This is a genomic window from Thioclava sp. IC9, from assembly GCF_002213225.1.
GTDB classification, from domain to species: Bacteria; Pseudomonadota; Alphaproteobacteria; order Rhodobacterales; family Rhodobacteraceae; genus Thioclava; species Thioclava nitratireducens.
The window spans coordinates 237033-260390 of the sequence record NZ_NBNX01000003.1; the positions used below are offsets into that span (position 1 = coordinate 237033).

Here is a 23358-nt window from a genome sequence, read left to right on the forward strand (position 1 = left end):
CCCCCCGGGATATTTTGGCCAAGAGGAAGGCAGATCGTCTTGCTTCCAACTGCCTCAAATATCCCCGCCGGAGGCTCCGACATCACCACTCGCTCAGGCGGCCGGATCAAGCAGCCCGCGACCCTTCAGCAGAGGCTCGACCCCCGGCATCTTGCCCCGGAACTCGGTATAAAGTTCTTCCGGCGGCCGCGAATTGCCCGCAGACAGAACGAAGCGTTCGAGTTTCGCCGCCGTTTCCGGGTCGAACACGTCGCCCGCTTCCTCGAAGGCCTCGAACGCATCGGCATCCATCACCTCGGACCACATGTAGCTGTAATAGCCCGCCGAATAGCCGTCGCCCGAGAAGACATGCGAGAAATGCGGCGTCGCGTGGCGCATCCGGATCGCGTGGGGCATGCCGATCTCGCGAAGCACCTCGGCTTGTTTCGCCATCGGATCTTCCGGGGCCGCACCCTCGTGGAAAGCCAGATCGACCAGCGCCGAACCGAGATATTCCACCGTCGAGAAGCCCTGATCGAAAGTGGCAGCACCCTTCAGCTTCTCGCGCAGCTCCGTCGGCATCGGCTCGCCCGTCTTGTAGTGGCGCGCGTGTTTTTCGAGCGTCTCGGGCACGTCGAGCCAATGCTCGTACAGCTGGCTCGGCAGCTCCACGAAATCGCGTGCGACCGAGGTGCCTGATAGGAACTGATAGGTCACGTTGGACAGCATCTGGTGCAGCGCATGGCCGAATTCGTGGAACAGCGTGCGTGCGTCGTCATGCGACAGAAGCGCCGGATCGCCCTTGGCGAAGTTGCACACGTTCACCACGATCGGCACCGGCGCGCCGCCCAGCTTGCGCTGCGAGCGCATCGCCGAGCACCACGCGCCAGACCGCTTCGAACCGCGCGCGAAATAGTCGCCGAGGAACACGGCCAGAACCTTGCCCCCGCGCGACACTTCCCAGCCACGCACGTCCGCATGATAGAACGGCCCGTCGATCTCCTTGAACTTCAGCCCGAAGAGCCGGTTCGCCGTATCGAAGGCCGCACCGATCATCGCGTCGAGCGAGAGATAGGGCTTGATCTGCCCCTCGTCGAAATCATGCTCTGCCACGCGGCGCTTCTCGGCATAGTAGCGCCAGTCCCACGGCTCCAGATCGCCATTGATCCCGTCGGCGTGCATCATCTCGGCCAGCTTCGCGGCATCGGCCTCGGCTGCGGCCTTCGCAGGTGCCCAGACCCGCATCAAAAGATCGCGCACCGCTTCGGGCGTCTTGGCCATCTCGGGCTCCAGCTTGTAGGCGGCGAAGCTCTCGTAACCCAGCAGCTTCGCGCGTTCCTCGCGCAGCTTGAGCACCTCGGCGGCGATCTCGCGATTGTCGGTCTCGCCGCCATTCGCGCCGCGCGCGGCCCAGGCCTCGTAGGCGATCCGGCGAAGCTCGCGATTGGGCGAGAATTGCAGGAAGGGCACGATCAGAGAGCGCGAGAGCGTCAGGACCGGACCGTCCTGCCCACGCTCCTTGCCCGCCGCGCGGGCGGTATCGACGACAAAATCGGGGAGCCCTTCCAGGTCATCCTCGGCCAGCGGGCGGAACCACCCGCTTTCATCGGCCAGCAGGTTCTGGCTGAACTGCGTGGTGATCGAGGCGAAGCGCTGCTTGATCTCGCGCATCCGCTCGGCCTCGGCCCCTTCCAGCGCCGCGCCGGAACGGGTGAACATCTGATAATATTGCTCCAGAAGCCGGTCCTGCTCCGGGTCAAGTCCGAGGCTCTCGCGGTCCTGCCAAAGCTGGTCGATCCGCGCAAACAGCGCCTTGTTCATCGTGATCTCGGAGGAAAACGCCGCGAGCTTCGGCGCCAGATCGCGCATCAACTCCTGCCGCGCGGGCGTCGCATCGGCACCGGCGAGGTTGTAGAACACGCCCGCGACCTTTTCGAGCGCCTCTTCAGCCAGTTCCATCGCCTCGATCGTATTGGCGAATGTCGGGGCGTCGGGCGAGTCCGCGATTGCCGCGATATTGGCGCGCGCCTCGGCCAGCGCAGCATCGAAAGCAGGCGCGAAATCGGCATCTGAAATCTCGGTGAAGGGCGGCAGTTCGTAGGGGCCGGTCCAGTCGGCGAGAAGCGGGTTGGTCATGGCGGGTCTCCTTTGCATCGCAAGCTAGGACGCACGCTCAGGATTGACCATCCCCCGCGCCGCGCCCTTCGCCGCAAACCGCGCAATCGGCGCGCCGCTTCACGCCGAACTGACGGCTCTCGCCCCAGAGGGCGTCGTAGATCATCAACCGTCCGCGCGCGGATTGCCCCGCGCCGGTGATCTCCTTGATCGCCTCGGTCGCCATCATCGAGCCCACAACGCCCGGCAACGCGCCGACCACCCCCGCTTCGGCGCAGGTGGGCGCAAGACCCGCCGCCGGCGCCTCGGGGAAAACACAGGCGTAACAGGGCGCACCCTTCGCTGGATCATAGAGTGAGAGCTGCCCTTCCCATTGCGTGATCGCGCCAGAAATCAACGGCGTGCCTGTCGCCACGCAGGCCGCGTTCACCAGATAGCGGGTGTCGAAATTGTCGGTCCCGTCTAGGACGAGGTCATATTCTGCAACCAGCCCTTCGGCGTCCTCGGCGCTCAGGCGGCGGTTATAGGGCAGCACCTCGATATGCGGGTTGAGCGCCAGCATCGCTTTCTGTGCGGAGAAGACCTTGGGCATCCCGAGATCGGCGTCGCGGTGGATCACCTGCCGCTGCAGGTTGGAATTCGAGACGACATCGTCATCCACGACACCTATCCGCCCCGCCCCGGCAGCGGCGAGATAGAGCAGCGCGGGCGAGCCCAGCCCCCCGGCGCCGACCACCAGAACCTTAGCCTGTTTGAGCCGCTTCTGCCCCGGCCCGCCGATCTCGCGCAGCATGATGTGGCGCGCGTAGCGGTCCAGTTCCGCCTCGGAAAAGCTGCCCGGTTTGGCGGCTGGCGACTGCGGCTCCTTCGCCTCGGCTCTCGTCCGGATCGCCCCGAGCATCCGGCGATAGATCAGCACCAGCGCGACCACGACACCGAGGCCAATCCACCCCGCAAGCGAACCGCCCAGAACACGCCCGATGGGAGAAAATCCCGGGATCGGCAGATGCGCGACCACCAGCGCCGCCCAGACCAGCACCAGCATCCCGAAGATCGCACGGGCAGACGCTTTCATCACCAGCCCGAGCCCGAGGATCGCCGCCATGAGAGTGAGTCCGAGCATGCCTCAGCCCTTGCCGGTCGAGCCGAAACCGCCTGCGCCGCGTGCGGTGTCACCCAAAGTGTCGGCGACCTCGAAGCGCGCCTGCACCACCGGCGCGACGATCGCCTGCGCGATGCGCGCCCCATGCTCGATCAGATAGGGCTCTTGGGCGAGGTTGATCAGCAGCACCCCCAGCGGCCCGCGATAATCGGCGTCGATCGTCCCGGGCGTGTTGGCCAGGCTGATCCCGTGTTTGTACGCAAGCCCCGAACGCGGACGGATCTGCATCTCGAACCCTTCGGGGATCTCGACTCGCAGCCCTGTCGGAATGATCGCGCGCTGCATCGGGCCGAGCATGACGCCGCGCGCGCGATCCTCGGGCGGGAGATTGGCGCGCAGGTCGGCCCCGGCGGCGCCGTGGGTCTCGTAGCGCGGCAGGGCAATCTCGTGATCGGCCCAGTCTTCGTGCAGAACCTTGATGATCGGTGTGCTCACGTGTCCCTCTCCTGCCCGATGTCGCGCGGGCGTCAATTGCAGATGCCTCCGGCGGGGATATTTGGACCAAGCCGAAAGAGGGGCGCTTCGCTTCGGCTTGGCATAAATATCCCCCGCGGAGCGTCCCTTACCCCGTCGCCGCGCCCAAGGCTGCCGCGATGCGCGCAGCCAACCGCCGCGCAACCTCGTCCTTGCCCGTCCGGTCCCAGCTTTCCGCGCCGGTCTCGTCGATGATCGTCACCGCGTTCTCGGTGCCGCCCATAATCCCGGTCGCGGGACTCACGTCATTGGCGACGATCCAGTCACAGCCCTTGCGGGCGCGTTTGTCCGCCGCAAAGCGCGCGACATCGTGGGTCTCGGCGGCGAAGCCAACCACGAGACCCGGGCGGCCCTCGCCCATCTTCGAAACTGTGGCGAGAATGTCCGGGTTCTCGGCAAATTCCAGCGCGGGCGGCGCGCCGGTGCCGTCCTTCTTCATCTTCCGCTCGGCCGCGTTCGCGACACGCCAATCCGCCACGGCGGCAGCAAAGATCGCGGCCTCGGCAGGCAGCGCGGTCTGCACCGCGTCGAGCATTTCGCGAGCGGTCTCGACCTTGATCACCTTCACGCCCGCAGGGGGCGCAACCGTCGCGGGACCGGTGACGAAGGTGACAGTCGCGCCGAGGTCGCGCAGGGCTGCGGCAATCGCCGTGCCCTGCGCGCCCGAGGAGCGGTTCGCGATATAGCGCACCGGGTCGATCGGCTCATGGGTGGGCCCCGAGGTCACGAGGATATGGCGGCCTTTCAGCGGACCGTCGGACAGCGCCGCACCGATCGCCGCGAGGATCGCCTCGGGCTCGATCATCCGGCCCTCGCCGAATTCGCCACAGGCCATGTCGCCCTCGGTCGGACCTGCGAAGATCACGCCGTCGGATTTGAGCGTCGCGATATTGCGCTGCGTTGCGGGATGCTCCCACATCCGCACGTTCATCGCGGGCGCGATCAGCACACGCTTGTCCGTCGCGAGCAGCAGGGTCGAGGCGAGGTCATTGGCCAGACCGTGCGCCATCTTCGCCATCAGGTCGGCGGTGGCCGCCACGACGACGACCAGATCGGCGGCGCGCGACAGCTGGATATGACCGATCTCGGCCTCATGCGTCAGATCGAAAAGGTCGGAATGCACGGCCTCGCCCGCAAGCGAGGACAGGGTCAGCGGCGTCACGAACTCGGCGCCGGCCTTGGTCAGGACCGGGCTCACCGAGGCTCCCGCACCCCGCAGCAGTCGGATCAGCTCGGGCGCCTTGAAGGCGGCGATGCCGCCGCCGACGATCAACAGGATGCGTTTGCCGGCAAGCATTTGCCTCTCCGTGAAACTCTCTCAGATGGTCTAAGCGCCGGGGCGCATTGGTGCAAGGATCACTTGAAAGCGGCGCAGGGATCGGCGCGCTCGGTCGGGGGCGTCACGATCCAGTCGTCATAGGGCTGTGGGCCGGGATCGGCACCCGGTTCGGCCTCGATCTGGCCGATCGCCACGACCTTCGCCTCCGGGTCCGCCTTGCGCAGAAGCGCGGGGACCGCGAGGTCGGTTCTGGCATGGCCCGAGCCGGTGACCACCGCGACCGGGCCGCCGGTTTCCTTCAGCGCCTTCAGAGCGACCCGGGCGAAGGCGGCGTCGCGGAAGCGTTGCGCGGCGACCATGCCGGGGAGCAGATCGACCGGAAGCGCGTTACAATGATCTTCCTGCGACTGAGCTTCCAGCTTGGCTTGCAACGCGTCGGGATAGGGTTGATCGAGCCCGTAACGCGCAGCGCCCTTGCCGAACACCTCCGGTAGCGGCTTGGTCATCGCGGCGCGCACTGTCTCGCGCGGCTGCGCGGCGCCATAGACTTTCGCATCGCCCAAAGCCTCGAAAATCGGATAGTAGATCGCGAAATCGGGCCAGCCCGAGTTATTCCAATCCAGCGCCTTTTCCAGCGCCCCCTCGTCCTTCAAAAGCGCCGGCGTGATCTTCGCGGCCTGCTCGGGCGTCAACTGCTCGAACACCACAGCGGCGGGCTTCAGCGCCTTGATCGCCCGCGCCTGATTGAGGTGATGGGTGGGGTTGTCGTGAATCTCGCCCAGAACGACAATATCGCCCGACAGCGTATCAAGCTGGTCGGGCGATATTTCCGCAGCTTGAGCGGAACCTGTCAGCGACAGCAGGCAGATCGCGGCGAGAAACTTCCTCATATGAAGAAGCTTTGCACCTCGCCCTGATGTGTTTCAAGCGATTTGCGCATCTTGCCGAAGGCCTGCGCTTCGAGCTGACGAATGCGCTCTTTCGAAAGACCCAATTCTTCACCGAGGCTTTCCAAAGTGCGCGGCTCGTCGATCAAGCGACGCTCGCGGACGATGTAGGCTTCGCGGTCGGTCAGTCGCTCCATCGCCTCGCCCAACCAGACTTTCATCGTCTGGCCGTCATGGGTGTCGGCCACGGTTTCCTCCGGGCTCGCGCCATCGTCTTCCAGTGTGTCGACCCATTCGCGGCCTTCGTCTTCGCTGGACTGCGTCGCGTTGAGCGAGAAGTCGGAGCCGGACAGGCGGCCCTCCATCATCTCGACGTCGGCAAGCGGCACGCCGATCACCTCGGCCACGCGCTGCCGCAGCTGCATCGCGTCGAGCTGCTCGCCCTCTTGCTGAGCCTCGCGGGTCAACTGAGCCTGAACGCGGCGCATGTTGAAGAACAGCGCTTTTTGCGACGAGGTGGACCCGGTGCGCACCATCGACCAGTTCCGCATTACGAATTCCTGGATCGAGGCCTTGATCCACCACACGGCATAGGTCGAGAAGCGCACGCCGCGTTCCGGATCGAACTTGTCGGCGGCCTTCATCAGACCAAGTGACGCTTCCTGAATGAGATCGTTCATCGGGGCGCCGTAGCGGCGGAACTTCGACGCCATCGAAATCGCTAGGCGCATGTAAGCGGTCACAAGACGATGGAGGGCCTGCTCATCCCGATGATCGCGCCACGCGCGCGCCAGTTCTGCTTCGGTGTCAGCGTCCAGGAACTCTGCCCGCATCGCTTGGCGTGGCAGGGTTTCATCGGTCATACCATCAAGTGCCATTTACAATCTCCCTGGGGTGTCCAGCCCAAACCGGCGCAACCTTGAATTGGGTGGCTGCTTTGCCCACCCAATGCGAATGACATGAATTAGTTCCTCACGGAAATGTTGAATTTTGCTTGAAACTTTGTGCGCGTGGCGCACTTGACGACGTTTTCAAGCGAAAAATGAAAGAAATTCATACCCCTACGGAAGGACCATCACTCCTTCTTGAGCACGACATATCATAAGCCTGCTCACGGACACTTGAGAAACTGTAACGCAACGCGTTGATCTTGTGCGCGAAATTGAAGCGAGCGCTGTGCGGATATGCAGAAAATGCAGGTTCTCGTGGAGATTTCGGCAGCTTTCCCCCAGGCGCCTTTCGCCCCTGAGTCGAGGTTCGGGTGCCGCCTCTCGGCCTCGGCGACCGTTAACCAATCCTAAACCATGATCGCGCTACCCATCGACGAGGAGGCGTGGGAGAACCGATGGTCAGCCAGAGCTACACGGTGGCGTTCGAGGGGGTGGAAGCCCGCCTCGTGGAGGTGCAATGCGCGCTCTCCGAAGGCATGCCCGGCTTCGCGGTCGTGGGTCTGCCCGACAAGGCGGTCTCCGAGGCGCGCGAGCGGGTGCGCGCGGCGCTCGGCGCGCTGGGGATCGCACTGCCGATGCAGAAGATCACCGTGAACCTTTCGCCCGCGGACCTGCCGAAAGAGGGCTCGCATTTCGACCTGCCCATCGCCCTGTCGCTGCTGGGCGCCATTGGCGTGGTGCCCCGCGACCGGATCGAGGCACTGGTCGCGGTGGGGGAACTATCGCTCGACGGACGACTGCTGCCGGTCGCGGGCGCCCTACCCGCGGCGATGGCGGCTGCCGCAGCGGACAAGGGGCTGATCTGCCCGAAAGGCTCCGGCGCAGAGGCCGCCTGGGTCGGCGCGACCGATGTAACGGCACCGGAGACGCTCGGCGGCGCAATCGACCATCTCAGCGGTCGCCTGCCGCTGGAGCCTGCGCGACCGGGTCTGATCGAAGCGACCGCGCATCCGCGCGACCTGCGTGACGTGAAGGGTCAGGAGCGGGCGAAACGCGCGCTGGAAATCGCCGCTGCCGGACGCCATCACCTGATGATGATCGGCACGCCCGGCTCGGGCAAATCCATGCTGGCCGCGCGGCTGGCCTCTATCCTCCCCGAGATGCGCCCCGAGGAGATGCTGGAAACCTCGATGATCCAGTCGCTTTCGGGCCTGCTGGCCGAGGGCGGCATCTCGCGCACCCGCCCCTTCCGCGAACCGCACCACACCGCGTCGATGGCGGCGATGATCGGAGGCGGGCGCGGCGCACGCCCCGGCGAGGTCAGCCTCGCCCATAACGGCGTCCTGTTCATGGACGAGTTCCCCGAATTCCCCCGCGCCGTGCTGGAGACTCTCCGCCAACCGATCGAAACCGGAGAAGTCGTCGTCTCGCGCGCCAACGCACATACGCGCTACCCCTGCCGCTTCCTGTTGATCGCCGCCGCGAACCCCTGCAAATGCGGCTATCTCGGCGATGCCGAACGCGCATGCCCCCGCGCGCCCGGCTGTGGTGACGACTATCTGGGCCGAATTTCAGGACCGCTGATGGATCGGTTCGATCTGCGCATCGAGGTGCCCCCGGTGCGCTATGCCGATCTCGACCTGCCCGCCACCGGCGACAGCTCCACAGAAGTGGCGGCGCGCGTCGCTGACGCACGCGAGCGGCAGGCCCAACGCTTCGCGGATCACCCGGAAATCCGCGTCAACGCCGAAGTCGAAGGACGGTTGCTCGAAGATATCGCAACGCCGGATACCGAGGGACGCGATCTTCTGGCGCGGATGGCGGAACGGGTCGGGCTCTCGGCGCGCGGCTACCACCGCGTCTTGCGGGTCGCACGCACGATCGCCGATCTCGATCACGCCGATAAGGTGCGCAAGTCACATATCGCGGAGGCGTTGAGCTATCGCCTCAGCGCTGTGGCAGGTTGAGCATCTTGCGCGCCGCGGCGGCCGCGTCTTCCAAAGCCTCGCGCGCCTCGGGAATCCGACCGTCGAAGAAATGCCAGACATGCGGCGTGTCGGGCCAGCTCTGCACGGTGACATCCGTGCCGAAATCGCGCAGCCTTTCGGCCATGCGCAGCGAGTCGTCACACAGGATCTCGGCCATCGAATGCTGGATCAGCACCGGTGGCGGATCGGGAAATTCCGCGAAAAGCGGCGAGAAGCGCGGATCGGTCGGGTCATGGCCGCGCAGAACCATTTCGCAGGTGTCGCCAAGACGCTCGACCGGCAGCATTGCATCTTTAGAAGCGTTGAGGCGGAGGCTCTCGCCCGAACAGGTCAAATCCGTCCAGGGGGACAAAGCGATCACCCCGGCAGGCGGCGTGCCGCGCTGGCATAGAGCGCTGAGAAGCGCCAACGCCAAGCCGCCCCCCGCGCTGTCGCCTGCGAGCACGATCGCGCTAGGGTCATACCCGGTTTCAACAAGCGCGTCGAAAGCCGCCGTCGCATCCTCGAGCGCGGCGCCCACCGGCGCTTCGGGCGCGAGGCGGTAATCCGGCACGATCACCTCGAGGCCGCTCAGCTTCGCCAAGCGCCCGGTGAGACCGCGATACATCCAAGGGGAGCCGGTGACGTAACCGCCGCCGTGAAGATAGAGAATGACGCGCCCGGCCGCGCATTGTCCCGCGCGCAACGACAGCGCATCACGCCCGGCCAGCCTGATTTGCAGACGACATATCTCCGTGGGCTCGCGCACGATCCAACTGGCCAATCTCTCGGTCCCGCGCCGCATTTGCGCAGGGCCGTGGAACCTGCGCACCATCGGTTTTGCGAAAGCGCGCAGCCAGAGATTGAGTAAAACCAGACGGATCGACATATCAGCTCCGTTTCGCTTCGATCGCCTCCCAGATCCGGGCGGTGATATTCACGCCGTCGAACCGTTCGAGCTCCTGAATCCCGGTGGGCGAAGTCACGTTGATTTCGGTCAGCCAATCGCCGATCACATCGATTCCGACGAAAATCTGACCCTTCTCGCGCAGATGCGGACCGATCCGCGCACAGATTTCTCGATCGCGCGCGGTCAGCTCGACCTTTTCGGGCCGGCCGCCGACATGCATGTTCGACCGCGTCTCACCTTCCGCAGGCACCCGATTGATCGCGCCCACGGGCTCGCCATCGACAAGAATGATCCGCTTGTCGCCCTTCGACACCGCGGGCAGGAATTTCTGCGCGATCAACGGCTCGTTGTTGATGCCGATGAAAAGCTCATGCAGCGACGACAGGTTGCGGTCGTTCGGATCGAGCCGAAACACCCCCGCCCCCCCGTTGCCATAAAGCGGCTTGAGGATGATATCGCCATGCTCGGCCTTGAAGGCCCGGATGGCCTCGAGGTCGCGCGCAATCAATGTCGGCGGCGTCAGGTCGGGGAAGTCGAGAACGAGTAGCTTCTCGGGCGAATTGCGAACCCAGAAAGGATCGTTCACCACAAGCGTCTCGGGATGAATCCGATCCAGCAGATGCGTCGTGGTGATGTAACCCATGTCAAAGGGTGGATCCTGCCGTAGCCAGACGACGTCCCAATCCCCCAGATCGATCTCGGCCTCTTCGCCCAACGAGAAGTGATTGCCCTTCTCGCGGCGCACCGTGAGCGGCCAACCACGTGCATAAACGCGACCCTCGCGATAAATCAGACGGCCCGGCGTGTAATAGAACAGCTCATGCCCACGAGCCTGCGCCTCTTCGGCGATCCGAAACGTGCTGTCAGCCTCGATATTGACCGCTTCGATCGGATCCATCTGGATCGCAACTTTCAAACCCATCCGCGCCCCCTGTTTCAGTGCAATCTTGATGCAATGTGGCGCGCCCGGATGCAACCTCAACCCATCGGCCGGTCACATTCCGAAATAGGCGTTCTCCAGAACCTTGATCTCCCCGATCTCGTTGACCAGCGCGAGATCGAACCGAACCTTGCGATTGCAGTTGGCCGGAGCCGGATGGCGCATCAGGTATTCTTCGACCGAAACGCAGATTCGGCGCATCTGACGTTGCGAAAGACGTTCGGCAGCACGGGCATGGCTGCGCGATTTCTTCACTTCGATGAAGATCAAGGTGTCGCCCTCGCGCGCGATCAAATCGATCTCGCCGCCATATTTGCCGCGCCAGCGATGTTCCGACACCGCGCGGCCTTCTCTCTCGTAATGCAGCATCACCTGTTCTTCGGCGGCGAGACCCGAATGATACGACAGCGATCCACTCATTTCTTCTTCTCCATAGCCAGAGCGGCCTGATAGACCTTGCGTCGCGGCAAACCGGTCGCGCCCACGACGGCATCGACCGCATCGCGAAGCGACTCCCGCTCGAGCGCGGCGCTCAACCGGCGCTCCAGTTCCGCATCATCGACTTCGACCGCGTGCGGCCTGTCGACCACCACCACGATCTCTCCCTTGATCGGCGCATCAGCCACGCCTGCCGCAAGCTCTTCCAGCGTGCCCCGGCGCACCTCTTCGAACCGCTTCGTCAGTTCCCGGCACAGCGCCGCTTGTCTCTCCTTTCCCAGACTATGGGCCGCGTCAGCTAACATTTCCCTAATGCGTTTGGGGCTTTCATAAAAAACCAGTGTCGCGGGAATTTCCTTGAACTCGGCGAGCCAATTCCGCCGCGCGCCTTTACTGTTCGGCGCGAACCCGGCGAAGAGGAAGCGATCCGTCGGCAGGCCCGAGAGCGTCAGCGCCGTCAGCACCGCCGAGGGGCCCGGCGCGCTGTAGAGCGGCAGCCCGGCCTCGATCACCGCGCGGCCGAGCTGATAGCCGGGGTCGGCGACCAGCGGCGTGCCCGCTTCGGAGGCATAAACCACCGACTTCCCGGCCTCGAGCGCGGCAAGGATTTTCGGCCGCATCGCGGCACCGTTATGGTCATGATAGGCGAGCACCTGGCGCCCGTTGAGCGGTACTCCGTGAATCTCCATCAGGTGCCGCAGGCTGCGGGTATCCTCGGCCGCCAGAACATCGGCGGCGCGCAACATATCTAGGGCGCGCAGCGTGATGTCGCGGGCCGCTCCGATCGGCGTGGCGATGAAATGAAGCCCCGGGCTTAACGGCGCAGGCACCCCCTTGGTTCCGCCATTTTGCGCGTTTGCATCAGATACAACACCCTCGCCCATCGCCCGCCTCATCACTTGTGTGGATCGTTTACTTCACGCCTGCTTGTGCGTAGTCTCGATCGCGTCATCCGATCGCGGTTCGCAGGCTTTGCTTCAGTGCCCGGACCGGACGCCAACGCCCAAAAGGACGTATCATGTTTAATCTCATTCGTAACCCCCGCGCCCTCGCTGCGCGAATCGCAGCCCTCCTTGCTCTGGTCTGGCTCGCGGCCTGTCAGCCGGGGCCGATGGGCAATTCCGGCCAGAAGATCGACAGCAGCGCACCGATCAAGGTCGCGCTTCTCGTCCCGTCGGGGTCGGGAAATGCAGGCGATGAGACTCTCGCACGGGCTCTGCAGAATGCGGCCAATCTCGCGATCCAGGACCTGAAGGGCACCCGCATTGACCTGCAGGTCTACAACACCGCGGGCAATCCGCAGCAGGCGGCCGCGATGGCGACCAAGGCTGCCGACGAGGGCGCGAAGGTCATCCTCGGCCCCGTCTATGCGCAATCGGCGAATGCGGCGGGGCTCGCGGTGGCCTCGCGCAACATCAACGTGCTTGCGTTTTCGAACAATACCAACGTCGCGGGCGGCAATGTCTTCGTGCTCGGCCCGACCTTCCAGAACACCGCCAACCGCCTCGTGAGCTTCGCCGCGCGTCAGGGCAAGCAGCGGATCATGGTCGTGCATGAACAGACCACGGCAGGCGAAATCGGCGCGCAGGCGATCCAGACGGCGATCGCACGGTCGGGCGCTTCGCTCGCGGGCGTGGCCTCCTACCCGTTCTCGCAGCAGGGCGTGGTCGATGCGACGCCGCAGATCGCAAGCCGCGTGAAGTCCGGCGACGTCGATGCGCTGTTCCTGACCGCCGATACCGCAGGCGCGCTCCCGCTGCTCACGCAGCTGATGGGCGAGCAGGGAGTGACCCCGCAGACCACGCAATATATCGGCCTGACCCGTTGGGATATCCCGCCGGCGACCCTGTCGCTTCCGGGCACCCAAGGTGGATGGTTCGCCGAGCCCGACCCGGCGCTGCAACAGCAGTTCGTGTCGCGCTACACCGCCGCTTACGGGCAAGCGCCCCACCCGATCGCGGGCCTCGCCTATGACGGGGTCGCGGCGATCGGCGCGCTGGTGAAATCGGGCAATCCGAACGCGCTGACCAAGCAGGGCCTGACCCAGCGTTCGGGCTTCGTGGGCGTCAACGGCGTCTTCCGGCTCCTGCCCGACGGCACCAACGAGCGCGCACTCGCCGTAGCTCAGGTCCGCAACGGGCAGGCGGTCGTGATCGATCCGGCGCCGCGCAACTTCGGCGGTTTCGGCTTCTGATCCGGAGCGCCGCTACAGGAAAGGGCCCGCAAAGGGACGAGATCGCGCAGTGACCAGCATGACAGACACCGCCCCGGCATCGACCGGGGCGCCCCTCCTTCTGGATCAGCAGCGTCTGTTCGACGCGCTTGACGCCGCAACCTCCGGTGCAAGCGATCCCAAGGACATCCGGACCGCGACGGTGAACTTCCTCACCGAGGAGCGCCGCGCCGCCACCGCTGCGATCGAGGCTGATTTCGAGAGGCACCCGCGCGCGGCGCGCGACACGGTCGAAGCCTATGCCCAGATGACGGACGGGATCGTCCGGTCGGTGCTGCGCATCGCGACGACGCGTCTGCATCCAAGCGGCATCCGCACCGAGGCAGAGCGTTTCGCGGTGCTCGCCGTGGGCGGCTATGGCCGCGCCGAGATGGCGCCGCATTCCGATGTCGATCTGCTTTTCCTCACCCCTTACAAGGTCACCCCCTGGGCCGAGAGCGTCATCGAGTCGATGCTCTACATGCTCTGGGATCTGAAGCTGAAGGTCGGTCATTCGTCTCGGACGCTCGACGATTGCATCCGGCTCGGGCGCGAGGACATCACGATCCGCACCGCACTTCTGGAGCATCGCTGCGTCGGCGGCGACGATAAGCTGGCCGAGGCGCTGTCGCTGCGCCTTCACCACGACCTTTTCGAGGGGACCGAGGCCGAGTTCATCGAGGCCAAGCTTGAGGAACGCTCGCAACGCCACCGCCGGCAGGGCGGGCAGCGCTACGTGCTCGAACCGAACGTGAAAGAGGGCAAGGGGGGCCTGCGCGACCTGCAGACCCTCTACTGGATCGGCAAATACATCCATCATGTGGGCCGCGCCCGCGAATTGATGGAGATCGGGGCATTTTCGCCCGAGGAATACGAGACCTTCCACGAGGCCGAGAATTACCTCTGGGCGGTGCGTTGTCACCTGCATCTGATCTCCGGCCGCGCTTCGGATCAGCTGACCTTCGACATGCAGGTCGAGGTGGCCGAGCGCATGGGCTATCGCGATCTGGCGGGCCGCCGCGCGGTAGAGGTCTTCATGCAGGATTACTTCCGCCACGCGACCGCCGTGGGCGACGTGACCCGGATCTTCCTGACCAAGCTCGAAGCGCAGCACGTCAAAAGCGCGCCGATGCTGACGCGGATTTTCCGCCGGCGACGCAAGCTGAAGGCCCCCTATTGCGAAGAGAACGGACGCATCAACGTGGCCGACGAGAAGGCCTTCCTCTCCGATCCGGTCAACCTGCTGCGCCTCTTCGAAGAGGGGCTGCGCTCGGGGATGCTGATCCACCCTGACGCGATGCGGCTCGTCTCGGCCAATCTCGACCTGATCGACGACAAGGTGCGCACCAATCGCGAGGCGCAGCGTATCTTCCTCGATCTGCTCCTGAAGCACGGCAACCCGGAACGCGCGCTGCGCCGGATGAACGAGCTGGGCGTGCTGGCCGCCTTCATCCCCGAATTCGAGCCGATTGTCGCGATGATGCAGTTCAACATGTATCACAGCTACACCGTGGATGAGCACACGATACAGGTCGTCTCGACGCTGGCACAGATCGAGCGCAAGGAGCTGGTGGAGGATCTGCCGCTCTCGTCGCATATTCTCGAAGAAGGCATCAATCGCAAGGTTCTCTATGTCGCGCTGCTGGTGCATGACATCGGCAAGGGACGCCCCGAAGATCACTCGATCCTCGGCGCGAAGATCGCCCGCAAGGTAGCGCCGCGGCTGGGGTTGAACCCAGAGGAATGCGACACCGTCGAATGGCTGGTGCGCCATCACCTTCTGATGTCCGACGTGGCGCAGAAACGCGACCTGTCGGACCCGCGCACGATCCGCGATTTCGCCAAGCGCGTGAAGTCGCGCAAGCGACTCGACCTGCTGACGGTGCTGACGGTCTGTGACATTCGCGGCGTCGGCCCGAACGTGTGGAACAACTGGAAAGCGACGCTGCTGCGCAAGCTGCATTCCGAGACCGCGATGGCGTTGGAGCACGGGCTGGAAGCGGTCAATCGCGAGCAGCGTACCGACGAGGCCAAACGTGCCCTGCGCGAAGTGCTGGAGGCGCAGGACGACTGGGACAAGACCCGCATCCGCGCCGAGCTCGCCCGCCATTACCCGCCCTACTGGCAGGCGCTCGCCACGGTCAATCACGAGATCTTCGCGCGGCTGCTGCGCGATCTGGGCGATAACGAGATCCGTATCGACCTGCATCCCGATGACGATCACGACGCGACCCGCGTCAGCTTCGCTCTCGCCGATCACCCCGGCATTTTCTCCCGGCTCTCCGGCGCGCTGGCGCTGGTCGGCGCGAACGTGGTCGATGCGCGCACCTATACCTCGAAGGACGGCTACGCGACCGCCGTCTTCTGGGTTCAGGATGCCGAGGGCCATCCCTACGAGGCCTCGAAACTGACCCGCCTGCGCGGGATGATCGAGAAGACGCTGAAAGGCGAGGTCGTCGCCCGCGAGGCGCTCAAGGATCGCGACAAGCTCAAGAAGCGTGAGCGCGAGTTCAAGTTCCCGACCCATATCACCATCGACAACGAGGGATCGGATATCTACACGATCATCGAAGTCGATACCCGCGACCGGCCCGGCCTTCTCTACGACCTGACCCGGGCGCTGGCATCGAACAATATCTCGATCTCCTCGGCGGTGATCGCCACCTATGGCGCGCAGGTCGTGGACAGCTTCTACGTGAAAGACATGTTCGGCCTGAAACTCCATTCCAAATCGCGCCAGGAAGCTCTCGAGAAGAAGCTGATGGACGCGATTGCCTCGGGCGCGAAACGGGCGGGCAACTAATATGAAACCAATCCGGCTGGTGCGCGGCTTCCTCACGGTGGGCGGCTGGACCATGGCGAGCCGCATCCTCGGCTTTGCGCGCGACATGATGATCGCGGCCTATCTCGGTGCAGGCCCGGTGGCGGAGGCCTTCCTCGTGGCCTTCTCGCTACCGAACCTGTTTCGCCGTTTCTTCGCGGAAGGCGCGTTCAACACCGCCTTCATCCCGATCTTCTCGAAGAAGCTGGAGGGCGGCGAGGACGCGCAGGGCTTCGCGCGCGAGGCAATGGGCGGCTTGGCCTCGGTGCTGATCGTGCTGACACTGGTGGCTTCGGCGGCAATGCCGTGGCTGGTGCTGGCGATGGCCTCGGGCTTCGCGGGCGATGAGCGGTTCGCCATCGCCACGAGCTATGGCCGGATCGCCTTCCCCTACATCCTCTTCATCTCGCTCAGCGCGCTTCTGTCGGGCGTGCTGAACGCCGCCGGTCACTTCGCCGCTGCCGCCGCGGCACCCGTGCTGCTGAACGTCACCTTCGTCATCGCGATGCTGATGGCCGATCAGGCCGGCTGGCCGGTGGGCGATGCGCTGGCCTGGGCCGTGCCCGTCGCGGGCGTGGCGCAACTGGCGCTGGTCTGGGCCGCGGCATGGCGGGCAGGCTACAAGATCGTGCCGAAACGCCCGCGCCTCTCTCCCGACATGAAACGCCTCGTTCGGATCGCGATCCCAGCGATGCTCGCGGGCGGCGTGGTGCAGGTGAACCTGCTGGTGGGCCGTCAGGTCGCCTCGCATTTCGACGGCGCGATCGCGTGGCTGAACTATGCCGATCGGCTCTATCAGTTGCCGCTGGGCGTCGTGGGCATCGCGATCGGCGTGGTTCTGCTGCCCGACCTGTCTCGTCGCTTGCGCGGCGGCGACACGGCCGGCAGCCGCTATTCCTTTTCGCGTGCGGGAGAGTTCGCGCTCCTCTTCACCGTCGGCCCCGCCGTAGCGCTGCTGGTGGCAGCCCAGCCCATCGTCTCGGTCCTGTTCGAGCGCGGCCAGTTCACCCACGAGGACACCATTGCCACGGCCTGGGCCACCGCGATCTACGGCCTCGGCCTGCCCGCCTTTGTGCTGCAAAAGGTTCTGCAGCCCTTGTATTTCGCCCGCGAGAACACGCGCACGCCGTTCAACTACGCGCTCGTCGCGATGGTGGTGAATGCGGTGCTGGCGATCGGGCTGTCCTTCGTGATCGGCTACCTTGCGGCGGCTGTCGGAACGACGCTCGCCGCGTGGGCGATGGTCGCGCAGCTTTGGCTCGGCGCACGCCCGATGGGGGAAGCCGCGAGCTTCGATCACCGTTTCTACCGCCGCCTGCCCCGCATCGTGATCGCGGCGCTGGTGATGGGCGCTGCGATCTGGGCGGTGACCTGGGCGGTGCCCGGCGCATTCACCGTGCCGGGCCTACGTGCGCTGGCGCTACTGGGGCTCGTGCTGTTCGGGATGGTCGTCTATTTCGGCACGGCCATCGCGATCGGTGCGATGCATATGGCCGATCTGAAAGGTGCGATGCGGCGCGGTCCGGGCGGGGCGTAAGGGCCGCGCCCGACCCTTGGGTGGCACTTTAATCCGTCTCTCGCTGGGCGCTTTATCTCTCATGCCCGAAGGTCGCCAATGCCTGCGCCGACTTCGCCAATGCGCCCTCCCGGTGGGAGGGTCGGGCGCGGCCCGGGGCTAGTCGCCCCTGGCCAGGAAGGCTCACCGACGCCGCAGCCGCTGCAACGTCCGCTGCATTCCGCCGGGCGCCACGAAGAAGCTCAGCACGAAGCCTGCCACGAACCCGACGATATCCGCGATCCAGTCGGGCCGCGCGCCGAAGATCATCGCAAACAGCAGCTGAATGCCCATCAGTGCGCCGATCAACGAGAAGGCCCGGAACTGGTTCGCATTTTCCTGCCCCAGTCGCGTCCACAGAATCCATGTGAACGCCCCGATCAGCCCGTAATCGCCGGGATAGCCGCCATAGAGCCCGATCTGCGTAAAGGGCAGCGCCGCATAGACAAGCGCGCCAAGGATCGTCGCCCCGAAGAAGACGATCGCCACGGCGAGGCCCGAGAACACCTCGCCCACCATCTTGCCCAGCGCCAAGAGGAACACGAGCACGAAGATCGCCTGAGTCACCGAAGCGTTGACGAACGGATAGGTCAGAATTCGCATCATCTGCTCGGGCGGATATTGCCCGGTCTCAACCATCGCGCGCATCACCTGCGGCGAGAAGGCGAATTTCTGCAGCGCGTCGAGCCGCCAGCCCGCCGCCTGCGCCCCGCCGATCAGCCCCGACTGGCCCATCGCGAAGAACAGCTCCGTCGCGATGATCGGCAGCGCCAGAAGCCAGACCACTGGCGGCAGCGGGTTCATCGGGTGTTCGTCATAGCCGTCGCGCATAATGGTCTCCTGCTCGCGGGCTCAGTTGCGCCCTTTGCGCTTTAGCGATAAGCGAGCGGAGAGCGGATTTCCACCCCGGGAGATCCTCAATGGCGGGCTTCCACCCCCCGCAGATCAGGAGCATCAGATGAGCGAGCAAGCGCAACCCCTCAACGCCAATTTCAAACCGCGGATCTTCTCCGGCATCCAGCCCTCGGGCGGGCTCACGCTGGGCAACTATCTGGGCGCGCTCAAGCGCTTCGCCCAGAAGCAGGACGAAGGAATCGAGACGATCTACTGCCTCGTCGACCTGCACGCGATCACGGTCTGGCAAGAGCCCGAGGCGCTGCGCCGCAACACCCGCGAGGCAGCTGCCGCCTTCATCGCCTCGGGCGTCGACCCGAAACGCTCGATCCTGTTCAACCAATCGCAAGTGTCGGCCCATGCCGAACTGGCCTGGGCGCTGAACTGCGTCGCGCGTCTGGGCTGGATGAACCGGATGACCCAGTTCAAGGACAAGGCGGGCAAGAATGCTGAGAAGGCCTCGCTGGGCCTCTATGCCTATCCCGCCCTGATGGCCGCCGACATCCTGCTATATCACGCGACGATGGTGCCGGTGGGCGAGGATCAGAAGCAGCACGTCGAATTGACCCGCGACATTGCGGCCAAGTTCAACCACGACTACGGGACCGAGTTCTTTCCCTCCCCCGAGCCGCTGATCGAAGGCGCCGCTACCCGGGTGATGTCCCTGCGCGACGGCACCAAGAAGATGTCGAAATCCGACCCCTCGGACGCGAGCCGCATCAACCTGACCGACGATGCCGACACGATCGCCAAGAAGATTCGCAAGGCCGTGACCGACCCCGAGCCCCTGCCCTCCGAGATCGAGGGGCTCAAGGACCGAGCCGAGGCGCGCAACCTCGTGAACATCTACGCCGCGCTGGCCGACATGACGCCGACCCAAGTGCTGGGCGAATATGGCGGCGAGGGCTTCGGCAAGTTCAAACCGGCGCTGGCGGAGCTCGCGGTCGCGAAGCTCGCCCCGATCTCGGACGAGATGACCCGGCTGATGAACGACCCTTCCGAGATCGACAATATCCTGGGCGATGGCGCGAACCGGGCCGACGAGATCGCACAGCCGATCCTGGGCCAGACGCTCGAGATCATGGGAATGATCCGCTCGCGTTAAGCGTCGAGAACGGGGGCTCTGCCCCGGGTCGCCGGAGAGCGACAAAACCAAAGGAAGAGGGGGCGCTGCCCCCTCGGGCTATCGCCCTCCCCCCGGGATATTTCGCCCAAGCCGAAACGGATCTTCCTCTTGATGGAAATATCCCGGGGGAGGCGCGCACGCGCCGGGGGCGGAGCCCCCTTCGCGCCTTCCGGTCGCGATCCGGCGAACCAGCAGCGCCCCCCTTGCCGCCGCTCACGGCCCGCACTACGCTTCGTCAACAAGAGCTTACGAGCGGACCTCCCATGCGTATCGGCATTCTCCAAACCGGCCAATCCCCCGACGTTCTGCGCGACAAGGCGGGCGATTATCCCGACATGTTCGAAGCCCTGCTCGCCGGGCGCGGCCTCGAATTCCAACGCTACGACGTCGAGCATATGCACTTCCCGAAAGACGTGCATGAATGCGACGGCTGGCTGATCACCGGCTCCCGTCACGGCGCCTACGAGGATCATCCCTTCATCAAGCCACTCGAGACGTTCATCCGCGACGCCCATGCCGAGAAGGTGCCGATGGTTGGCATCTGTTTCGGCCACCAAATCATCGCGCAGGCGCTTGGCGGCAAGGTCGAGAAATTCTCCGGCGGCTGGGCCGTAGGCCCGCAGGATTACGATTTCGGCGGCGAGGTGATCGCACTCAACGCGTGGCATCAGGATCAGGTGACCGAGCTGCCGCCGGGTGCGACACCGATCGCGGGCAATGATTTCTGCGCCTATCCAGCGCTTACCTATGGCGACACGATCTTCACCGTTCAGCCCCATCCCGAGTTTCGCGACGAATTCGTGGAAGGGTTGATGGACACACGCGGGCGCGGCGTCGTGCCCGACGAGTTGATGGAGGCGGCCCGCACGCGGCTGGGCCGGCCCAACGGCGCGCCCCGGATCGCCGAGCGCATCGCCGATTTCTTCCTCAAGACAAGGGTGCCCGCGCACCCGGAAAGCTGACCGATGAGCGACATGAAGGACTGGACCGACCGCATCCCGCAAGCCGCACGCGATTACATCGAGGGTCGGCGTCTCGACGAGGTTGAATGCATTGTCGCCGACATCGCGGGGGTCGCGCGCGGCAAGGCGATGCCCGCGTCGAAATTCAAGTTCCAGGATCGCTTCTTCCTGCCGAACTCGATCTTCCTGCAGACGATCACCGGCGAGTGGACTGACAACCCCTCGGGCGCCTTCACCGAGCCGGACATGATCCTGACGCCCGATTTCTCGACCGCGACGGCCGCGCCCTGGACGGCGGACTGGACCTTGCAGATCATCCACGACGTCGAGGACCAGCAGGGCAACCCGGTGCCGATCGCCCCACGCAACGTGCTCAAGCGCGTGCTTTCGCTCTACGAGGCCGAGGGTTGGGTGCCGGTCGTCGCCCCCGAAATGGAATTCTTCCTCGTTGCACGCAATGTGGATCCGAACCAGCCGATCATCCCGCCGATGGGGCGGTCTGGTCGTCGCGCGGCCGCCAAGCAGGCCTATTCGATGTCGGCGGTCGATGAATACGGCAAGGTCATCGACGATATCTACGACTTCGCCGAGCTTCAGGGTTTCGAGATCGACGGCATCTTGCAGGAAGGCGGTGCCGGGCAGATCGAGATCAACCTCGCCCATGGCGACCCGGTTGAACTCGCCGACCAGATCTTCTACTTCAAGCGGCTGATCCGCGAGGCCGCCCTGCGTCAGGATTGCTTTGCCACCTTTATGGCGAAGCCGATCGAGGGCGAGCCGGGCTCGGCCATGCATATCCACCAATCGGTGATCGACACCAAGACCGGCGAGAACATCTTCTCGGACGAGAGGGGCGGCGAGACGGAGGCCTTCCTGCATTGCATCGCGGGGCTTCAGACGCACCTGCCCGCGGTGATCGCGCTTCTGGCGCCCTACGTGAACAGCTATCGCCGCTACGTCCCGGATTTCGCGGCCCCGATCAATCTTGAATGGGGCCGTGACAACCGCACGACGGGCCTGCGCGTGCCGATCTCCGGCCCAGCGGCGCGGCGGATCGAAAACCGTCTCGCGGGAATGGACTGCAACCCCTATCTCGGGCTCGCGGCCTCGCTCGCTTGCGCTTATCTGGGCCTCAAGGAAAAGCAGATGCCGAAGCCCGAATGCCTGGGCGACGCCTATATGTCGGCCGAAGACGTGCCGGTGAATCTGGGCGATGCGCTCGATCTGTTCTCGGAAAGCGCCCCGATCCGCGACGTGCTGGGGCCGGAATTCTGCGCCGTCTACGAGGCCGTGAAGCGCAACGAATACAAAGAGTTCCTACAGGTGATCTCGCCGTGGGAGCGCGAGCACCTGTTGATGAACGTGTGATGCGATGAACCTGCTCTTCGCCAATGACCGCAAGGGCGAGCACGCGCCGAGCTATTACGCGGCGACCGCGCTGACCGACCGGCGCTGGCCCGCGTTGACGGGCCGCCACCGGGCGGATGTCTGCGTGGTGGGCGGCGGCTTCACCGGCCTCTCGGCGGCGCTGCATCTGGCGGAAAAGGGCTATTCTGTGCGGCTGCTCGAGGCCCATCGCGTAGGCTTCGGGGCGTCGGGACGCAATGGCGGGCAGGTGGGCTCGGGCCAGCGGCTGGAGCAGGACGATCTGGAGAAAGCCCACGGCCCCGAAATGGCGCGCAGGCTTTGGGATATCGGAGAGGACGCGAAAGCGCTGATCCGCGACCTGATCGCACGATACGAGATGGACGTGGACTTCCACCCCGGCATCGCCCATGCCTGCCGGACGCAATCCGAGGTCGCGCATTCCCACCACATGGCGGAGAAACTGGCCCGCGATTACGGCTACGATCAGGTGGAGCCGCTCTCCCGCGAGGCGCTGCACGCAATTCTGCCGTCGGAGGCCTATCTTGGCGGCGATATCGACCGGGGCGCAGGGCACCTGCATCCGCTGAACTTCGCCCAGTCCCTGGCGCTCGCTTGCGGCAAGGCCGGCGTGGAAATCCACGAGGGCTCGCTCGTCCATCATATCCGTCCCGGCGCGCCGGTGCGCGTGCAGACCGAGCATGGCCATATCGATGCCGATCATCTGATCTTCGCGGCCAATGGCTATCTTGGAAACCTCGCCCCGCGCGTGGCTTCGCATGTGATGCCGATCAACAATTTCATCGTCGCGACAGAGCCGCTGGGCCCGCGCGTGGCCCAAGTGCTGCGCGAGAATATCGCCGTGGCGGACACGAAATTCGTAGTGAATTACTGGCGGCTCTCTGACGATAACCGCCTGCTCTTCGGCGGCGGCGAGAGCTACGGCTACAGGTTCCCCGATATCGTGCAGACCGTGCGCAAGCCGATGCTGGAGGTCTACCCCTCCCTTGCCGATGTAAAGATCGACTACGCTTGGGGCGGCACGCTCGCCATCACCCGCACCCGGATGCCCTATTTCGCACGGCCTTTGAAAAACGCGCTCTCGGCCAGTGGCTTTTCCGGCCATGGCGTCGCGATGGGCACGATGGCGGGCAAGATCATGGCCGAGGCAGTCGCAGGTCAAGCCGAACGCTTCGACCTGATGGCCAGCCTCGACGTGCCGGGCTTCCCGGGCGGATCGCTCCTGCGCAGCCCGCTTCTGGTCGCCGCGATGACGTGGTTCTCGATGCGCGACAAACTGGGGATTTGAGCCGGTCTCGGTTTCGTCATGAAAAGGTCACTGGAGAATTCGCCCCCTGCAGTGTAAGCATTTCTGAAAGTCA

At 64.9% G+C, this 23358-nt stretch carries 19 protein-coding genes; 8 read left to right on the forward strand and 11 right to left on the reverse strand.

The window, feature by feature from the left end; genetic code table 11:
- Positions 1-93: 93 nt before the first annotated feature.
- The 6 genes from B6V76_RS09650 to B6V76_RS09675 all read right to left on the reverse strand — a co-directional run bounded on the left by B6V76_RS09650 (position 94) and on the right by B6V76_RS09675 (position 6774).
- Positions 94-2115, reverse strand: a complete 2022-nt coding sequence (locus B6V76_RS09650) for a M3 family metallopeptidase (protein WP_088727310.1) — start codon at positions 2113-2115, stop codon at positions 94-96.
- Positions 2116-2152: 37 nt separating this feature from the next.
- Entirely contained in the window at positions 2153-3217 is a 1065-nt protein-coding gene (locus tag B6V76_RS09655; protein WP_088727311.1) for a HesA/MoeB/ThiF family protein, read from the reverse strand.
- Between the two features lie 3 nt (positions 3218-3220).
- On the reverse strand, positions 3221-3691 hold the full coding sequence (gene dut, locus B6V76_RS09660) for a dUTP diphosphatase (protein WP_088727312.1): 471 nt from the start codon (positions 3689-3691) through the stop codon (positions 3221-3223).
- Between the two features lie 127 nt (positions 3692-3818).
- Positions 3819-5027 carry a bifunctional phosphopantothenoylcysteine decarboxylase/phosphopantothenate--cysteine ligase CoaBC gene (gene coaBC / locus B6V76_RS09665; protein WP_088722373.1) on the reverse strand — a complete coding sequence of 403 codons (1209 nt, stop codon included), beginning with the start codon at positions 5025-5027 and terminating at the stop codon, positions 3819-3821.
- Between the two features lie 59 nt (positions 5028-5086).
- Entirely contained in the window at positions 5087-5899 is an 813-nt protein-coding gene (locus tag B6V76_RS09670) for a ChaN family lipoprotein (RefSeq protein WP_088727313.1), read from the reverse strand.
- On the reverse strand, positions 5896-6774 hold the full coding sequence (locus tag B6V76_RS09675; RefSeq protein ID WP_075774107.1) for an RNA polymerase factor sigma-32: 879 nt from the start codon (positions 6772-6774) through the stop codon (positions 5896-5898). The genes B6V76_RS09670 and B6V76_RS09675 overlap by 4 nt, the downstream gene beginning before the upstream one ends.
- A gap of 467 nt (positions 6775-7241) precedes the next feature.
- On the opposite strand from B6V76_RS09675, the gene B6V76_RS09680 reads away from it, so the two are divergent.
- Positions 7242-8753, forward strand: a complete 1512-nt coding sequence (locus B6V76_RS09680; protein ID WP_088727314.1) for a YifB family Mg chelatase-like AAA ATPase — start codon at positions 7242-7244, stop codon at positions 8751-8753.
- Here the strand turns inward: B6V76_RS09680 and B6V76_RS09685 are convergent.
- The 4 genes from B6V76_RS09685 to rsmI form a co-directional block, all read right to left on the reverse strand.
- Positions 8734-9642, reverse strand: coding sequence for an alpha/beta fold hydrolase (locus B6V76_RS09685; protein ID WP_088719631.1), 909 nt, complete (start codon positions 9640-9642; stop codon positions 8734-8736). The two genes, B6V76_RS09680 and B6V76_RS09685, sit on opposite strands and share 20 nt — an antisense overlap.
- Before the next feature lies 1 nt (position 9643).
- Positions 9644-10585 carry a glutathione synthase gene (gene gshB, locus B6V76_RS09690; RefSeq protein ID WP_075774104.1) on the reverse strand — a complete coding sequence of 314 codons (942 nt, stop codon included), beginning with the start codon at positions 10583-10585 and terminating at the stop codon, positions 9644-9646.
- A 72-nt stretch (positions 10586-10657) separates the two neighbouring features.
- Positions 10658-11023: a YraN family protein gene (locus tag B6V76_RS09695; protein ID WP_075774103.1), complete on the reverse strand. Its 366-nt coding sequence runs from the start codon at positions 11021-11023 to the stop codon at positions 10658-10660.
- The gene (rsmI, locus tag B6V76_RS09700; RefSeq protein WP_075774331.1) at positions 11020-11871 is read right to left on the reverse strand and encodes a 16S rRNA (cytidine(1402)-2'-O)-methyltransferase; all 852 of its coding nucleotides are present in this window, start codon (positions 11869-11871) and stop codon (positions 11020-11022) included. Before rsmI ends, B6V76_RS09695 begins: the two co-directional genes overlap by 4 nt.
- Before the next feature lie 188 nt (positions 11872-12059).
- On the opposite strand from rsmI, the gene B6V76_RS09705 reads away from it, so the two are divergent.
- Genes B6V76_RS09705 through murJ form a run of 3 tightly spaced genes read left to right on the forward strand, consistent with a single transcriptional unit; the run spans position 12060 to position 17611 of the window.
- Complete coding sequence (locus B6V76_RS09705) at positions 12060-13235, forward strand: penicillin-binding protein activator (protein ID WP_088727315.1); 1176 nt, start codon at positions 12060-12062, stop codon at positions 13233-13235.
- 58 nt (positions 13236-13293) lie between these two features.
- Positions 13294-16056, forward strand: a complete 2763-nt coding sequence (locus tag B6V76_RS09710; RefSeq protein WP_088719629.1) for a [protein-PII] uridylyltransferase — start codon at positions 13294-13296, stop codon at positions 16054-16056.
- A gap of 1 nt (position 16057) precedes the next feature.
- Positions 16058-17611, forward strand: coding sequence for a murein biosynthesis integral membrane protein MurJ (gene murJ, locus B6V76_RS09715; protein ID WP_088719628.1), 1554 nt, complete (start codon positions 16058-16060; stop codon positions 17609-17611).
- A 162-nt stretch (positions 17612-17773) separates the two neighbouring features.
- Here murJ and B6V76_RS09720 read toward each other — a convergent pair whose 3' ends face one another.
- Positions 17774-18460: a rhomboid family intramembrane serine protease gene (locus B6V76_RS09720; protein WP_088725520.1), complete on the reverse strand. Its 687-nt coding sequence runs from the start codon at positions 18458-18460 to the stop codon at positions 17774-17776.
- 127 nt (positions 18461-18587) lie between these two features.
- Between B6V76_RS09720 and trpS the strand changes: the two genes are divergently transcribed.
- From trpS to B6V76_RS09740, 4 genes are all read left to right on the forward strand, one after another.
- Complete coding sequence (gene trpS, locus B6V76_RS09725; protein ID WP_088719627.1) at positions 18588-19628, forward strand: tryptophan--tRNA ligase; 1041 nt, start codon at positions 18588-18590, stop codon at positions 19626-19628.
- Between the two features lie 284 nt (positions 19629-19912).
- Positions 19913-20611, forward strand: a complete 699-nt coding sequence (locus B6V76_RS09730) for a type 1 glutamine amidotransferase (protein WP_075774097.1) — start codon at positions 19913-19915, stop codon at positions 20609-20611.
- Positions 20612-20623: 12 nt separating this feature from the next.
- The gene (locus B6V76_RS09735) at positions 20624-21979 is read left to right on the forward strand and encodes a glutamine synthetase family protein (protein ID WP_088719768.1); all 1356 of its coding nucleotides are present in this window, start codon (positions 20624-20626) and stop codon (positions 21977-21979) included.
- Positions 21980-21983: 4 nt separating this feature from the next.
- On the forward strand, positions 21984-23285 hold the full coding sequence (locus B6V76_RS09740; protein ID WP_088727316.1) for an FAD-binding oxidoreductase: 1302 nt from the start codon (positions 21984-21986) through the stop codon (positions 23283-23285).
- The last annotated feature ends 73 nt before the right edge of the window (positions 23286-23358 follow it).